Here is a 14,691-nt window from a genome sequence, read left to right on the forward strand (position 1 = left end):
CATGCGTAGCTGGAGGCGCAGGAGAGCACGTGGGGGCTGCGGTACGCGAGCGCCCGCGCCCGTACGGACGCGGGGGCGCTCGCCTTCTTCTTCCGCTGGCTGGCCGGGCGGAGGATGAACCGGTTGCGAGCGGTCCAGCGGGAGCTCCTGCCCGCGCGAGCGGAGCTCGCGGAAGCGGGCGCCGCGTACCGCGCGGGGCGGGCCGAGGTGGACAGGCTGGTCGCCGCCGACCCGGACGCGGGCAGGCTGGTCGCCGCCAGGGACGACGCCCACCGTCGGCGGGAGGAGGCGCTGGCCGAGGCCGGCAGAGCGGCGGAGCTCGTACGCGCCATGGTCGAGGCCGTCATGCCGATGCCCGCCGAGACGCTACCGGCGGACCTGGCCGGCTGGGAAGGGCTGCGCGAACGGCTCGCGCACACCGTGGCGACGCTCCGCAGGCGAGCCGGCCTGCTGGCCGAGTGGCGTGCCGGGATCGGCGACGCCGAGCAGAACCTGCAGCGCGAGATCGTCCGGTACGCGGATGTGGTGGCCGCCACCTGCATCGGCACCGCGACGACCAAGTTGCTCGCCGACCTGGAGTTCGACCTCGCGATCGTCGACGAGGCCGGGCAGATCTCGACGCCGAACCTGCTCGTCCCGCTCGTACGGGCGAAGCGGAGCATCCTGGTCGGGGATCACCAGCAGCTTCCGCCGTACCTGGACGACGAGGTGCGCGAGTGGGGTGAGAACCTCGCCCGGGACGGCGCCCTGCCGCCCGCCGCCGCGCGTGAGGTCGGGGAACTGCTCAGCCGTAGCGCCTTCGAGCGGCTGTACGGAGACGTCCCCGCGGACCACAAGGTCATGCTGAACGTGCAGCGCCGGATGCCACGGGAGATCGGGGAGTTCGTCTCGGCCGCTTTCTACACCGGTGTGCTCCGCACCGATCACCCCGGCGGGCACGGTGATCCCATCTTCACCGGCCCCTTCGCCATGGTCGACACGGCGGACAGGTCCCCTGCCGAGCGCAAGGAGGAGGCCGGCGGACAGGGAGAGGACGGCAACCGTCGTGGGTACGTCAACGCGCTGGAGGCCGACCTCGTCGTCCGGCTCGTGACGCGGTACGTGCGGCGGTACAAGGACTGGGCGGTGATCGTGCCGTACCGCGCCCAGGCGGAGCGCATCCGCGCCGGGCTCGCCCATACGATCGGCGGCGGGGCCGAGGTGGCGGACAACGTCGGCACCGTCGACTCGTTCCAGGGCGGCGAGCGGGATCTCGTCGTCTTCGCCTTCACCCGCAGCAACGCGCGCGGCGAAGTGGGGTTCCTCAAAGAGCTGAGGAGACTCAACGTCGCGGTGTCCCGCGCTCGAAGACAGCTCGTGCTCGTGGGGGACACCGCGACCCTCGGCATCGCCCGTGACGAGGGCTTCCGTGTGCTCATGCGGCAGATGCTCGACCATCTCCACCGCGTCGGCGACCTGCGACCGTCCGCCGACGTCGCAGCCCGCCTCGACCTTCTCGACGACGAGTCGCTATGACGACACGTGCCATCTACCCCGCCCGGCGTGCCGTGGAGCACGCCGTCACCGTGCCCGGTGTCCGCCCGGTGCGCCTGTTCGCCGTACTGTGGCCGCTCTGGCAGGTGGAGATCACCGCGAACGTCTACGACGAGCAGGCCTACGAGATCATCGACAGATTCCTGGTCCGTGCCATCGCCGAGGGCGGCATCGACGGCAGGGACGAACTGATCGCGTTCTACTGCCTGCAACCTTCGCTGGTGGACCGTTGTCTGGCCTTTCTCACCGTGATCGGCCATCTCACGACGGATCACGGCCGGCTCCGCCTGACCGAGCTGGGCCTGCGTTCCGCGCGGGCGGGCGTCCGGTACACGCTGAAGGAGAGCAGGCAGAAGCTGCTCTTCGAGCGGTACACCGGCAGGCCGCTGCCACGGCGGCACTACCACGGCTCGGTCACCGTGCTGCCCACCCCGGACGTCCCGGAGGACATGCTCGCCGACCGCACACGGTTCCTTCCGCTGTACGCGGCGACGGCGTTCCATCCGCGGATGGTCGATGCCCTGGCGGCTCGCCCTGACAGGGCCGATTACAACCTTCCCGGGCAACTCCGCGGGATCGGCGGCGGCGCCGCGCAGGATGCCTACCTGCCCGTCTACCTGATCGAGACCGACAACCGCGACCTGCTGGCGTACACCGCGATCGGCGCGGAACGGGACGCGTTCCTGGAAGCGGTCTGCCGTGACGTCCCGGCGATCCACGCGAGGATCGACGCCGAGAACCGCCAGGACCCGCGTGACCTGTGGACCGAATGGCTCGCCGGCACCAAGCTCGGGGCGGGTCAGCCCCGGCGGCTTGCGAACGGTGTCTGGCGGGTCACGCTGACACCGGCGGCTTTCAGCGGGCCGCCGAAGCTCCCGCTGAGCCGCGTGGGCTCCTTCCAGCTGAGAAAGCACCACTTCCTGCAACTGTGGTGCGACGACGCGGAACTGCGCGGTCGTGCCGTGAAAGAGAGAGCACTCGCGATGGCGAGATCGCACGAGGTCGAGACCCAGGCCGACCTAATGGGCCGGATCGACGCCCTGGCCTCCCAACTTGAGGTGACCGGCCCGACGATCGCGCAGCTCCGTTCCTACGCGAAGAGCAACCGGCTCCATGATCACCTGGCTCATCTCGACGACCTGGGATAGCGGATCAGGCAGATCGTCAAGCGGCTCGCCGAACCTGTACCTTGCGCGTAAACGTGATGTGAGGAGAGAGCAGGCATATGAGCGTTGCAGGTGGCGCGGCCGCGAGTTCCAGCGTGGCTGAGCGGATCCGCGGCCGCATGGGGCAGCTCTCGGCCGGCGAGCGCAAGGTCGCGCGGGCTCTCCTCGCGCACTATCCGTCGGCGGGTCTGGGGTCCACCCACGAGCTCGCGGGGCGTGCCGGCGTCAGCGCCCCGACCGTCGTCAGGTTCGTCGCCCACCTGGAGTTCGACGGCTACAAGGAGTTCCAGCAGGCGCTCCGCGACGAGGTCCAGGAGCGCAGGGCCTCACCGCTGACCATCCCGCAGCGCATCACCAAGGACGACCTGCGCGCCGTCTCCGCCCACGTCTTCACCCAGGCCGTCCAGCAGACCTACGCCTCGCTCCCCGACGAGGAGCTGGACAAGGCCGTCGACCTGCTCGCCGACACCAGCAGGCACGTCACCTCCTTCGGCGGTCGTTACTCGCACCTGCTCGCCACCTACCTGGACCTGCATCTGCGGCAGATGCGCCCGGGCACGACCGTGCATCCGCAGACGCCCACCCACCACTCGGGCTTCCTCCTGGACGTCGGCAAGCGTGACGTATGCGTGGTCTTCGACTTCCGCCGGTACCAGCGCGACGTCGTCGACCTGGCCGTCCACGCGCACGGCAGGGGCGCCAAGATCCTGCTCATCACCGATCCGTGGCTCTCGCCGGCCGCAGAGGTGGCCGACCTCGTCCTGCCGGTCAGGGTCGACGGTCCGAGCCCCTTCGACTCGGTCGTTCCCGCCACGGCCGTCGTCGAGTCGATCGTGGCAGGCGTGCTCGCGAAGCTCGGCACGCACGCGGAAACCAGGATCAGAGATGCGGATGAGCTGGCGGGGGACATCACGTTCGACTGAGATGTTTCGCTGGTGACTCATTGACATCCGGATGAAATGAATGTTTCATGGCGGGCACCCCGCGCCCGAACTCCGCGTCACCCTGGAGCCCGCCTCATGGCCGACAACGCACCACGTAAGCTGCGCCTGTGGGAGGCGCTCGCCCTGTCCGTCGGGCTGATGGGCCCGACCCTGGCCATGGGCCTCAACGGACCCGGCGTCGCCGCGACCGTCGGCAAGGCCGTCCCGCTCGTCTTCGTTCTCGGCCTCATCGGAGTCGGCCTGGTCGGCTACGGCTTCTGGCGCCTGACCCAGCACTTCAACCACGCGGGCTCGGTGTACGCGCTGGCCGGCGCCACCATCGGGCCGCGCGCCGGGTTCTTCGGCGGCTTCGCGCTCCTCGGCACGTACTTGTTCTTCCTGACCTGCACCCAGGCCGCCACCGGGGTGTTCGCGCACGCGTTCCTGGAGGCGCTCGGCGTCCACGACAGCGGCCCGTGGATCATCGTCGCCGTCGTCGCCGCGCTCGGCGTCACGATCCTCAACTCGCGCGACACCCGGCTCACCGCGCGGACGCTGCTGATCATCGAGGGTCTCGGCATCCTGGCCATGCTCGTACTGGCCGCGGTCGTCGTCGGCGCCTCCGCCATCGGGTCGGGCGGCGTCACCGAGAGCGGGGGCGCGCCCACCCTGGACCTGTCCACGTTCACCTCCGGTGGCACCACCTTCGGCGCCGTCATGACCGCCACCGTCTTCGCGTTCCTGTCCTGGGCCGGATTCGAGGCATGCGCCTCGCTCGGTGAGGAGACCGACAACCCCAGGCGCAACATCCCGCGCGCTCTGGTCGGCAGTGTCGTGCTCACCGGCCTGCTCTTCGTCCTCATGATGTTCACCGAGACGATCGGCTTCGGCACGGACAAGGCGGGCATCGACGCCTTCGCCGCCGCCGAGTCGCCGCTGTCCACGCTGTCCGCCCGCTACATCGGCACGTGGTTCGCCCTCGTGGTCGCCTTCACCGCCGTGGCCTCGGCGTTCGCGAGCTCGCTGTCCTCCTCCGCGGCCGCCGCACGCATGCTCTTCGCCCTCTCCCGGGACGGTTTCGGGCCGAAGTCGCTTTCCCGCGTCGACCCCCGCACCGGTTCTCCCCGCGCCGCCCTGGTCGCCGTCGTCGGCGTCACGCTCGTCGTCGACATCGTCGTCTGGGCTTCCGGGGTCGGCGCCTTCGACGCCTACTACTGGTTCGCCACGCTCGGCGTGCTGTGCGTCCTCGTCGCGTACGCCGTGGCGGGCGTCGGCGTCATCGCCTTCACCTTCTCCGGCCGCTCCGCCATCCCGCGCTGGGAGGCCGTGTTGCCGGTGGCCGGCATCGCCTACCTGCTGTTCGTCTTCTACAAGCAGTCGTCGGGGCAGGACGCGCCGTACTCCTACTTCCCGTGGATCGCGGGCGCCTGGTGCCTGCTCGGCGTCGTGGTGATCCTCTCCGCGCCCGCCCTGGCCAGGCGCATCGGCGAGCGGCTCACCTCCGAGCTCACCGGCACGGGAAGCGCCTCGGACGAGCCGGCGGAACAGCTTCGATGAGCCTTCTCTACGACGCCGATCTCGCCGTCGTGGCCGGGGCGCAGCGGCTGCGGTTCTTCCCGCTCGCCCCGGTCTCGGGCCACGGGGCCCGCCTGGTGGAGGCGGACGGCCGCGAGCTGATCGACCTCTCCGGTGCCTGGAGCGCGGCCGGTGTCGGCTACGCGCATCCAAGGGTCGTCGAGGCCGTGGAGAGGGCGGTACGGCGGATGCCGGGGGCCAGCCTGCTCTCGGCCACCAACCCCGAGGCGGTCGCGCTCGCGGAGGAACTGCTGGCCATCACCCCTGGCGGACCCGGCCGCCGCGTGTACCTCGGCCACGCCGGCTCCGACGCCAACGCCGCGATCATCAGGAGCATCCGCGCCGCCGGTGACCGGCCGCGCATCCTGACGTTCGAAGGCTCCTACCACGGAGGGCTCGGCCCCGCCCAGCAGGTATCCGGCCTTCATGTGGCCGCCGGCGTCGAACCGGACCCCGGTCTGGTGCTCGTCCCCTACCCGGACCTCGACGCCGTCGGCACGGAGCTCGCCGCCGGCGACGTCGCCGCGGTGATCGTCGAACCGATCCTCAGCGACGGGGGAGTGGTGATCCCACCGGACGGTTTCCTCAAGGGGCTCGCCGGCCTGTGCCACCGGCACGGCACCTGGCTGGTCGCCGACGAGGTGAAGGCCGGTCTCGGGCGGACCGGCCTGCTGCACGCCTTCGAGTGCGACGGCATCGTCCCCGACCTCGTCGCGCTGGGCAAGTCACTCGGCGGAGGACTGCCGCTGTCCGCGGCGATCGGCCCGGCCGGGATCCTCGACGCCGCCGAGGGATCCTCGCTGCTCACGACCGCCGGCAACCCGGTGGCGGCCGCGGCGGGGCGGGCCGTGCTGCGAATCCTGGCCGAGGAGGAACTGCCCGCCCGCGCTGCCCGGCTCGGCGCGGGACTGAGCGCCGGGCTCGACCAGCTCCTGGTCCGGCACGACCAGGTGGCCGGGGTGCGCAACCGCGGGCTGATGGGCGGCATCGAACTGGTCGACGCCACGACCGCGGCGAAGGTCGTCTTCCGTGCCTACCAGCTCGGAGCGGTGCTCTACTACGTAGGACCGAGGTCGAACGTCCTGGAGCTCACCCCTCCGCTGGTCATCGAGGAGGAGGATCTCGACCGGGCGCTGGACATCCTCGACACGGCCATCGCCGATGTCGCGGCAGGCGAAGTGGACGACGCGGCCGTCGCGCCGTACAGAGGCTGGTGAGGTGCGCATGACATCGATGATCTTCGTGGCGACCTGCGACCTCGCGGGGCAGACCCGCGGCCGGGCCGTCCCGGCGGCGGACCACGACAACGTGCTGCGCACCGGGGTCGGCTGGGTCCCCGCCGACCTCGCGATCAGCTGCTTCGGCCCGATCGCCGAGGACAACGTGTTCGGCTCGACCGGTGACCTGCGACTGCTTCCCGACGAGTCGACCGGCGTCGACATCCCGGCGGACGGCACGCACCCGGGCGTGCGCCTCTACCTCGCCGACCAGGTACGTCCCGACGGGTCGCCGTGGCCGTGCTGCCCGCGCACCTTCGCCCGTACGGCGCTCGCGGAGTTCCGCGAGCTGACGGGGCTGGAGGTCGTGGCGTCGTTCGAGCACGAGTTCGTCCTTCAGGGCCTCCCGGACTCCCGGCCGTTCTCCTTCGGGCGCTACCGGGACGCCGAGCCGTTCGGTTCGGAGCTCGTCGAGCTGATGAGCCAGGCGGGACTCGAACCGGAGACCTGGCTCCCGGAGTACGGAGACGGGCAGTTCGAGGTCACCATGCGGCCGAGCGACGCCATGGTGGCGGCGGACCGCGCCGTGCTGCTGCGCGAACTGGTCCGCGACCTTGGCCGGCGCCGCGGCCACCGGCCGACCTTCGCGCCGCTGACCAGTCCCGAGGGCGTGGGCAACGGCGTACACGTGCACCTCTCGCTGCGCGACGCCGAGACAGGGGCGCCGGTGCTCTTCGATCACGCGCGGCCAGGGAGGCTGTCGGAGATCGGCGGCCGGTTCGCGGCCGGCGTACTCGGGCACGCCCATGCGATCACCGCCGTCACGGCGCCCAGTCCCGTGTCGTTCCTGCGGCTCACCCCGCACCGCTGGAGCGCCGCCGGCGTCTTCCTTGCCGAGCGCAACCGGGAGGCGCTGCTGCGCATCTGCCCCACCACGGCGGACGGCGACGTGGCCAGGCAACTGAACCTGGAGTTCCGCGCCGCCGACGCGACCGCGAACCCGTGGCTGGTCATCGGCACGCTCGTACGGGCCGGACTGCGGGGCATCACCGCCGCCTACCCCGATCCGAAGGTGTGGCCGGAGAACAGCACCGAGGCCGAGCTGTCGGACGTGCCCCGCCTGCCCGGGTCGCTGGACGAGGCGCTCGACGAGCTGGCCAAGGACGACGTCGCGCGGGCCTGGTTCGACGACGACCTGCTGCGGACCCACCTCGACGTCAAGCGCACCGAGCTGGCGCTGGTCGAGGGGCTCACGCCCGAGGAGAAGTGCCGGAGGATCGCCGATGTCTACTGATCTCAAGGCCGAGATCGACGAATTGGGGCTGGTCGACCACCACGTGCACGGCGCGCTGCGCGGGCCGGTGGAGCGGCCGGCGTTCGAGGAGCTGATCACCGAGTCCGACCGGCCGATCCCGCCGTGGATGACTCAGTTCGATTCGCAGCTGGGCTTCGCGATCCGGCGGCACTGCGCGCCGCTGCTCGGGCTGGAGCCGTCGGCGAGCGCGGACGACTACTGGGCCGCACGGTCCGCGGTGGCCCCTGGCGAGCTGGCCGGCACCTTCCTGCGCGCGAGCGGGACCGACCACTGGCTGGTGGAGACGGGCTACAAGGGTGACCAGATCCTCAGCCCCGTCGAGATGGCGTCCGCCGGCGGTGCCCGGGTAGAGGAGGTGGTGCGGCTGGAGGCGGTGCTGGAGGACCTGGCGGGTACGGCCCCCTCCGCCGGCGGCCTGCGTGACGGCTTCCGAGAGGCACTGGAGCAGCGGACGCGCGGCGCCGTCGGCCTGAAGAGCATCGTGGCCTACCGCCACGGCTTCGACTTCGACCCGGCGCGCCCGACCGACGCGGAGGTGCGGAAGGCCGCCGGCGACTGGCTGCGGCAGATCGGCGAGGGGGCGGCGCCACGCGTCGACGACCCGGTGCTGCTGCGGATGCTGCTGTGGGCGGGGGCCGAGACGGGCCTGCCGCTGCAACTCCACACCGGTTACGGCGATCCGGATGTCGAGCTGCATCGCTCCGACCCGCTGCTGCTGACCCGATGGCTGAAGGCGGTGGAGCACACCGGGTCCGACATCCTGCTGCTGCACTGCTATCCCTTCCAGCGCAACGCCGGCTATCTCGCCCAGGTCTTCCCGCACGTCTATTTCGACGTGGGGCTCGCGGTCAACTACACCGGCGCGCGCTCCGACGTGATCGTGGCCGAGAGCCTGGAGCTCGCGCCGTTCGCCAAGATCCTCTACTCGTCCGACGCGTGGGGCCCGCCGGAGTTGCACTACCTCGGTGCGCTGCTGTGGCGCCGCGGCATGACGCGTGCCCTGACGGCGTGGGTGGAGGAGGATGAGTGGACTCCGGCGGACGCCGCGGGTGTCGCGACGATGATCGGGCGCACCAACGCGGCCCGGGTATACGGACTGGACCTCGGATGAGCGAGCACCCCGAGCTGTGGGCGGCCCTCGATCAGGAACTGCCCGCGGCACTCTCGTTGCGCCGCCGCCTGCACTCCTCGCCGGACCTGTCCGGCGAGGAGTCGGCCACCCGCGAAGCCGTACTCGCGTCGCTGCCCGGCGGGCTGCCCCTGACCAAGGTCGCCGAGACCGGGGCGGTCGTGCGCGTCGGCGGGCCGGGGCCTGCCGTCGGAGTGCGCGGCGAGCTCGACGCGCTCGGGGTGACCGAGGCGACCGGCGTCGAGTGGAGCTCGCGGAACCGCGGGGTCATGCACGCCTGCGGTCACGACGTACACCTGGCCGCGCTGGTGGCGGTGGCCCGCGCCGTCCACAGGGTGGGAGGGCCCAAGCCGTTGCTGGTGGTCCTGCAACCACGCGAGGAGACCTATCCCTCGGGCGCGCAGGACATCGTCGAGAGCGGTGTGCTCGGCGCCGAGCGGTGCGGGGCGATGATCGGCGCGCACGTGCAGCCGGTGCTGGGGGCCGGTGTCGTCGCGTGCGTACCCGGCGGTGTCAACGCCTCGTCTGACGAATTCCAGATCAGCGTACACGGCGAGTCGGGACACGCCGCCTACCCGCACCTCACGCGCGACCCCGTGCTGGCCCTGTCGCACACGGTGGTGGCGCTCCAGAGCGTCGTCAGCCGGTCGATCGATCCTATGGCGCCGGCCGTGGTGGGGGTCTCGTCACTTCAGGCGGGCAGCGCGGCCAACGTCGTCCCCGGCGTGGCCAGGGCGCGTGGCACCATACGGGCGCTGTCGACCGCGACGCGCGAACTGCTGCACCAGCGGGTCGTCGAGGTGGCGGAGTCCGTGGCGCGCACGCACGGCTGCGAGGCGGAGGTGACCTTCGTGAAGGGGGAGCCGGTACTGGAGAACAATCCCCGGCTGGTGACGCAGGTGTCCCGGCTGCTTCGCTCGCACGGGCTGGAGGTGTCGGACACGCTGCGCTCGGTGGGCGCGGACGACTTCTCCTTCTTCGCCGAGCGGCTGCCGTCGCTGATGCTGTTCGTGGGCACCGAGACCGACGTCTCCCTGCACAGCGACCGGTTCCTGCCGGACGACGCGGACGTCGACCGCCTCGCCCGCGCGATGCTGGCCGGCTACCTCGGCGCCTGCACGGCACTGTGATGCCCGTCCATCGGTGATCCGGGCGAGGCAGGTAGGGGGACCCAGGGCGCTCGAAGAGCAGGCCGCACCTACGCGGAGGGACGAGGACGTCGATCGCTGTGAGCTCGTCGGCGATCGTGATCTGATCACGCTCCCAGCGACTACCGTCTCTTGGTTCGGCCCGCGGAAGTTCAGTGACCTGTGCGTGGACGGCTTTCGTCCACGGACTGCTGGGTTGCCCGACAAGAGACCAGACATTGACGAGGTAGCCGGCCGGACGGTAGCGGAAAGCGCTGTGTTCGCTGACGATAGCCGGGTATGGTTGATGGTGCCGCCCCCTGCTAGGGGGAGAGGAAGTGAGCCCGGGTTTACTGCCGGAACTGACAGGACCCCGGGCTTCGCGCTGTTCTCAGTCAACCGCAGCGCAGTCGATCGATGATCACACCTTCTTCGATGATCCTCAGCAGTTCCGTGTCCCCCGTGGCGGCTGTCGCGATGACACCCGCAAGGATGTCGGGAAGCCAGAGGAGTTCGTCGCACAGGGGATCGGCCCACTCCACGCGCATCTCGTCAGGTAGCGCGCTTTGCGCGCGCAGAGCGTTCACCATGTCGAGGTCCTGCTTGTTGCCCGCCTGGCCGCGCCCCTCCATGATCACGTGGGGCACGCGTCGTTGGGCGAGTTGCCAGTAGAGGTGATCCATGCATTTACGTCGAGCACGTTTCTGCTTTGACGACTGCATGTCGGTGCCCACGACCGCGATCACGTCGAGCGACAGTTCTGCAAGTGCATAGACGATCTCAAGGCGACGCTTCGGCCTTTCGTCCCGCCAGTGGAGGCGCGGCTGCTTGGAGAGAAGCAGTGCGCGAAGCGCTGCCCTGTATGTACCGACTTGGTGGTTCGGAACGACCGCGGCGGCCAGCACATAGAGTCCGGCACCGACACGCATGGACTCATCAATGTATGCGCATGACTCGCTGTTCACGATCTGTCACCGTAAGGGATCGGCATGGCATCCGCCCCTGATTCCTCGATAGTGAGCAGCCTGTTCACGGAAGGGCGCCCGGAGATCAACCGGAGCGCTTCAGGATTTCGGTGAGCTGGGAGCTTCTCGGATGTGGCGCGAGCGCGGGCGTGAGACGAAGCCAGGTTGCAGGACCTTCACCAACGCGCGGACGTCACTCTGTCCCGCCTCGGGTGAAGCGATGGTCGTGGGCCCGGTGAAGGTTCGCGAGCATCGCCCTACGCCTGGGGGGGCCACTCAGCGGCGAATGTTTCTATCCGCTTGAGGACGAGGTCCACGGCCGCGCGCTCCTCCTCCGGCGGGTAATCGAACCTCGCGAGCAGGCGCCGGATGCGGCTGCGCAGCTTGGCGCGCACCGGCTCGCGGGAGAGCCAGTCGACGCTCAGGTTCTTGCGGACGTCTCGCTACGGCCGGTGGAAGGTGATCGATCCGTGGATGTCGCCGGCCTGGATCACCGGACCCGCGATCTGTGCCTCGCCGCCTATCGTGTTCGACACATCGCGCCGCTGCTGGATGACGCGCCTCGCTTCGGCCGTCCACTCCCGCAGTTCCTTCTCGAACTCGGGATCGGCCCCGGCCAGGCTGACAAGAACCCCGGCGACATCATCGGGCGTGACGGGATCGGCCCGTTCCACTGCCGCGACCGCGGCCGATTCGCTACCGAACCGTCGCCGCACAAGTGTGGTCAGCGATGCCCAGGCATCCTTGCCCATTTCACCCGCCGCCCCGCCGGCCAGCGCGGAAATGATCGCGGTGAGCGCGGTGGGGTCCATCGCACCTCTCGACCTGGGCGGCCGAGAGCGCGTCATCCAGCACGATGACCAGACGACGTTCACTGACGATGGACTGGTAGAGCGCCGCGCGCTCCGCCAGGCCTGCGGGGATGCGCTCGGGGGCGATTCCGAATGCCCGGATGAAGTGCCCCAGCACCTCCGTCGGCTCCACGGGCTCGTCCGCCGCATGCCCGCGCAGGTCGGCGTAGAGCTGGCCGTCGGGAAAGGTGTGACGCTCCCGGTGTGCCCAGTGCAGCGCCACCGCGGTCTTGCCGATGCCGGCCGGACCGCTGACCAGCGCGACTTTGGGCACACCCGGGCCGCGGTGGTCGGAGCGTACGGAATCGAGGAGTGCCAGCGCTTCAACGCGGTCCACCAGGATGCTGCCCGCGGGGAGCTGGGACGGCTTTGGCAGGGGCTCGAATCCGCGATGCACATGGATTCCGCCCTGGACATCGCGTGCCTGGACGACAGGTCCCAGAACCGCCCCGCTCAAGTCGTTGATATGACCGTCACGGGCGTCGTCGTCGCCGGAACCGCTATTCATCACCCTGCACACATCGTGGGACGGGGGGCCTGGTGAATCGCGCTCTGCCAGTGGATGACCGTCACCTGTCGACATCGAATCGGACTTCTATGCTTGCTCGTGTCCTAAGGCCCCGTCAAGGTGGATCGCTCCTTTGGTCTGGCCGGAAATTCCGTCGGTCGGCTGGTGGGTGAGCGCGTCGATCGCTATCAGGTCGTCAGTGATCCGGACGGCTGGTTCGCCGGGGCGTCGGTGGTGCGGGCGCGGCGGGCTTCGCGGCGGTCGACGAAGCGGGAGGCGGAGACCTCAAGGCGGGCGAGGAAACCGGCGAGCTCGTCGCGGGCCTTGTCCGCCTCGGCGTCGAGTCCGGTGAGGTCGAAGACGGCCCACTGGCGCAGGACCGGCATGAGGACGTCGTCGAGGTGCAGGCGCAGGTCGTAGATTCCGGCGTTGGCGATGGTCATCGCCTTGCGGGTGAAGCCTTCGATGCCGGTGCCGGGCATCTGGAAGGTGGTCACCACGTCGGTGACGGCGCGCATGGTCTGGCTGGGGGCGAGCCGGAAGGCCGCGTCGAGCAGGTTGCGGTAGAAGAGCATGTGCAGGTTCTCGTCGGCGGCGATCCTGGCGAGCAGGCGCTCGCAGTTCGGGTCCTGGGAGACCTTGCCGGTGTTGCGATGGGACACGCGGGTGGCCAGCTCCTGGAAGGAGACGTACGCCAGCGAGTGCAGCACTCCCTCGTAGGAGTTAATGAAGCCCTCTCCCATGTGCACCATGCGGGCCCGCTCCAGGGCGACCGGGTCGACCGCGCGCGTGACCGTCAGGTAGTCGCGGATGGCGGTGCCGTGGCGGCCCTCCTCGGCGGTCCACCGGTGCACCCAGGTGCCCCAGGCCGCGTCCCTTCCGAAGGTCGTGGCGATCTCGTGGTGGTAGCTCGGCAGGTTGTCCTCGGTCAGCAGGTTGACGATGAGGGAGACCCGCGCCTCCTCGGGGATCGCCGAGTCGGTCTCGGCCCAGGCCTCGCCGCCGAGGACGCCGTCGAAGTCACGCCCCTGCGACCAGGGGACGTACTCGTGCGGGAACCACTCTTTGGCCACCGTGAGATGCCGGTCCAACTCCCCGGCGACCACGGGCTCCAGCTCGAACAGCAACTCGGTGTCAGTGAACGCGCGCACAGGATCATCCCCCAATAGGCTACGAAACCGTAACCTACGCTAGTGTAAGTTCGAGCCGCCCGTGGCATCGTCGAGCTCGACCTGAGGGCCAGCCGGTGAAACCGTCCCCCGGGTCCTTCCCTCACACTCCCCGATCCGGGCGAGGCCGGGCATGGTGTTCCGATGACGTGGCTCGCGCCACGCGCGTCCACGGAGGGTTCGCCGCGCTGGTGGGCAGCGAGCGCTCGCTGCATTGAACCGTCGGGTTGCCGCCCTTCCGGCCATCTGATGATCGGCACTCATTTCGTTGACCAGCGGTGGAGTTCGGCGAGTTCGGGGAGGGGTGGGAAGATCAGGCGGTCGCCGGAGAGAGTGGGGAGGGCGAAGGCGACGGCCTTGCCGGGGGTGGCGGTGGTGAGGGTGATGGCCGGGTAGGTCTGGCAGCGGCCGTGAGAGAGCCGGTGGGCCAGGAGCAGGCCGCGGCCGTTCTCGGAGAGAAGGGGGAGGCCGATCTCCTTCACCGAGTGCAGCAGATTGAGGATGAGGCTGATCTCGTGCAGGTCGGGGTCGCCGTCGACGATCTCGCACCAGGTGGGGATGCCGTCCAGGCTGAAGACGCGCAGTTCGTACGGTGGGCGGGCGTGCTTCTCAGCGTTGGCGGCAAGTTCGGCGACGATGAGTTCGGCGGTGTCGATGTCGTCGCCGGGCAGGCCCACCTGCTGGAGCACTTCCCGGACGATGGTGCGGGCGCGGCGTGAGGCCGAGCCGGGTTGCAGGACCTTCACCAGCACGCGGATTTCGCTCTGTTCCGCTGCGTTGCTGTCCCGACCCGTCGTCCCGGTGTGCGGCCCTGTCGGCGGGGGAGCCGGGCTTTCGGCGGGGTGGTGTTGAGCACCGAGAGGTTTGTCGCCGGCTGGCCGCATGAGCACGCTCCGTTCGCTGTGGGTGCAGTGCACAGCAGGAAACGCCAGGGTGGTCGGAGGAGTGAACGTCAACGCCTGCCCGTTGGCCGCCGGCCGTTGGGGTCCGTTCCGGAGGTGGATGTCAACCGGCCGTTGGTGGACCCCGACCGGGCGCTGGCGAAGGACAGCTGAGCGCGACCGGGCGATAGCTGAATGCGAGTGAGCGAAAACTGAGCGTTTTCGCGAGGGGTGGCGGGGTCACGTCCAGCGGAGTGGTGTATGAGTTGATCTCTGCGTGATCCTGTTTCTGCAGGTTAAGCGGTTAGTGTCTGCGGCTTCGGGTTTTGCTG

13 protein-coding genes and 1 pseudogene are annotated in these 14,691 nt (G+C 69.9%); 8 read left to right on the forward strand and 6 right to left on the reverse strand.

What is annotated here, in order from left to right:
• Positions 1-114 precede the first annotated feature (114 nt).
• The 8 genes from AB0B89_RS28665 (at position 115) to AB0B89_RS28700 (ending at position 9,988) form a co-directional block, all read left to right on the forward strand.
• Positions 115-1,515 (forward strand): DEAD/DEAH box helicase, encoded by a 1,401-nt coding sequence (locus AB0B89_RS28665; protein ID WP_358559041.1) that lies wholly within the window; start codon positions 115-117, stop codon positions 1,513-1,515.
• On the forward strand, positions 1,512-2,681 hold the full coding sequence (locus AB0B89_RS28670; protein WP_358559043.1) for a hypothetical protein: 1,170 nt from the start codon (positions 1,512-1,514) through the stop codon (positions 2,679-2,681). The genes AB0B89_RS28665 and AB0B89_RS28670 overlap by 4 nt, the downstream gene beginning before the upstream one ends.
• A gap of 77 nt (positions 2,682-2,758) precedes the next feature.
• Positions 2,759-3,622 carry a MurR/RpiR family transcriptional regulator gene (locus AB0B89_RS28675; protein WP_358559045.1) on the forward strand — a complete coding sequence of 288 codons (864 nt, stop codon included), beginning with the start codon at positions 2,759-2,761 and terminating at the stop codon, positions 3,620-3,622.
• A gap of 96 nt (positions 3,623-3,718) precedes the next feature.
• Complete coding sequence (locus AB0B89_RS28680) at positions 3,719-5,179, forward strand: APC family permease (RefSeq protein WP_358559047.1); 1,461 nt, start codon at positions 3,719-3,721, stop codon at positions 5,177-5,179.
• Positions 5,176-6,414, forward strand: a complete 1,239-nt coding sequence (locus tag AB0B89_RS28685) for an aminotransferase class III-fold pyridoxal phosphate-dependent enzyme (RefSeq protein ID WP_358559049.1) — start codon at positions 5,176-5,178, stop codon at positions 6,412-6,414. Before AB0B89_RS28680 ends, AB0B89_RS28685 begins: the two co-directional genes overlap by 4 nt.
• Before the next feature lie 7 nt (positions 6,415-6,421).
• Positions 6,422-7,708, forward strand: coding sequence for a glutamine synthetase family protein (locus AB0B89_RS28690; protein ID WP_358559051.1), 1,287 nt, complete (start codon positions 6,422-6,424; stop codon positions 7,706-7,708).
• On the forward strand, positions 7,698-8,840 hold the full coding sequence (locus AB0B89_RS28695; RefSeq protein WP_358559053.1) for an amidohydrolase family protein: 1,143 nt from the start codon (positions 7,698-7,700) through the stop codon (positions 8,838-8,840). Before AB0B89_RS28690 ends, AB0B89_RS28695 begins: the two co-directional genes overlap by 11 nt.
• Positions 8,837-9,988 carry a M20 family metallopeptidase gene (locus AB0B89_RS28700; RefSeq protein ID WP_358559055.1) on the forward strand — a complete coding sequence of 384 codons (1,152 nt, stop codon included), beginning with the start codon at positions 8,837-8,839 and terminating at the stop codon, positions 9,986-9,988. The genes AB0B89_RS28695 and AB0B89_RS28700 overlap by 4 nt, the downstream gene beginning before the upstream one ends.
• 392 nt (positions 9,989-10,380) lie before the next feature.
• Here the strand turns inward: AB0B89_RS28700 and AB0B89_RS28705 are convergent, their stop codons facing one another.
• The 6 genes and pseudogenes from AB0B89_RS28705 to AB0B89_RS28730 all read right to left on the reverse strand — a co-directional run bounded on the left by AB0B89_RS28705 (position 10,381) and on the right by AB0B89_RS28730 (position 14,230).
• The gene (locus AB0B89_RS28705) at positions 10,381-10,950 is read right to left on the reverse strand and encodes a hypothetical protein (protein ID WP_358559057.1); all 570 of its coding nucleotides are present in this window, start codon (positions 10,948-10,950) and stop codon (positions 10,381-10,383) included.
• Between the two features lie 257 nt (positions 10,951-11,207).
• Positions 11,208-11,378: pseudogene (locus tag AB0B89_RS28710) on the reverse strand (type I restriction enzyme endonuclease domain-containing protein); the annotation flags it as partial.
• A gap of 15 nt (positions 11,379-11,393) precedes the next feature.
• Positions 11,394-11,762: a hypothetical protein gene (locus AB0B89_RS28715; RefSeq protein ID WP_358559059.1), complete on the reverse strand. Its 369-nt coding sequence runs from the start codon at positions 11,760-11,762 to the stop codon at positions 11,394-11,396.
• Positions 11,704-12,309 (reverse strand): ATP-binding protein, encoded by a 606-nt coding sequence (locus tag AB0B89_RS28720; protein WP_358559061.1) that lies wholly within the window; start codon positions 12,307-12,309, stop codon positions 11,704-11,706. The genes AB0B89_RS28715 and AB0B89_RS28720 overlap by 59 nt, the downstream gene beginning before the upstream one ends.
• 188 nt (positions 12,310-12,497) lie before the next feature.
• The gene (locus AB0B89_RS28725; RefSeq protein WP_358559063.1) at positions 12,498-13,460 is read right to left on the reverse strand and encodes an acyl-ACP desaturase; all 963 of its coding nucleotides are present in this window, start codon (positions 13,458-13,460) and stop codon (positions 12,498-12,500) included.
• A 278-nt stretch (positions 13,461-13,738) separates the two neighbouring features.
• Entirely contained in the window at positions 13,739-14,230 is a 492-nt protein-coding gene (locus tag AB0B89_RS28730) for an ATP-binding protein (protein WP_358559065.1), read from the reverse strand.
• Between the last annotated feature and the right edge of the window lie 461 nt (positions 14,231-14,691).

It is taken from the genome of Sphaerisporangium sp. NPDC049002 (assembly GCF_040649355.1).
In the GTDB taxonomy this organism is placed as follows: Bacteria; Actinomycetota; Actinomycetes; order Streptosporangiales; family Streptosporangiaceae; genus Sphaerisporangium.

What these genes read in the sequence shown, in the direction of transcription:
- AB0B89_RS28665 (WP_358559041.1), top strand. Translation starts at nt 115, where the DNA reads ATGAACCGGTTGCGAGCGGTCCAGCGGGAGCTCCTGCCCGCGCGAGCG.
- AB0B89_RS28695 (WP_358559053.1), top strand. Translation starts at nt 7,698, where the DNA reads ATGTCTACTGATCTCAAGGCCGAGATCGACGAATTGGGGCTGGTCGAC.
- AB0B89_RS28690 (WP_358559051.1), top strand. Translation starts at nt 6,422, where the DNA reads ATGACATCGATGATCTTCGTGGCGACCTGCGACCTCGCGGGGCAGACC.
- AB0B89_RS28685 (WP_358559049.1), top strand. Translation starts at nt 5,176, where the DNA reads ATGAGCCTTCTCTACGACGCCGATCTCGCCGTCGTGGCCGGGGCGCAG.
- AB0B89_RS28670 (WP_358559043.1), top strand. Translation starts at nt 1,512, where the DNA reads ATGACGACACGTGCCATCTACCCCGCCCGGCGTGCCGTGGAGCACGCC.
- AB0B89_RS28720 (WP_358559061.1), bottom strand. Translation starts at nt 12,309, where the DNA reads ATGAATAGCGGTTCCGGCGACGACGACGCCCGTGACGGTCATATCAAC.
- AB0B89_RS28675 (WP_358559045.1), top strand. Translation starts at nt 2,759, where the DNA reads ATGAGCGTTGCAGGTGGCGCGGCCGCGAGTTCCAGCGTGGCTGAGCGG.
- AB0B89_RS28700 (WP_358559055.1), top strand. Translation starts at nt 8,837, where the DNA reads ATGAGCGAGCACCCCGAGCTGTGGGCGGCCCTCGATCAGGAACTGCCC.
- AB0B89_RS28715 (WP_358559059.1), bottom strand. Translation starts at nt 11,762, where the DNA reads ATGGACCCCACCGCGCTCACCGCGATCATTTCCGCGCTGGCCGGCGGG.
- AB0B89_RS28680 (WP_358559047.1), top strand. Translation starts at nt 3,719, where the DNA reads ATGGCCGACAACGCACCACGTAAGCTGCGCCTGTGGGAGGCGCTCGCC.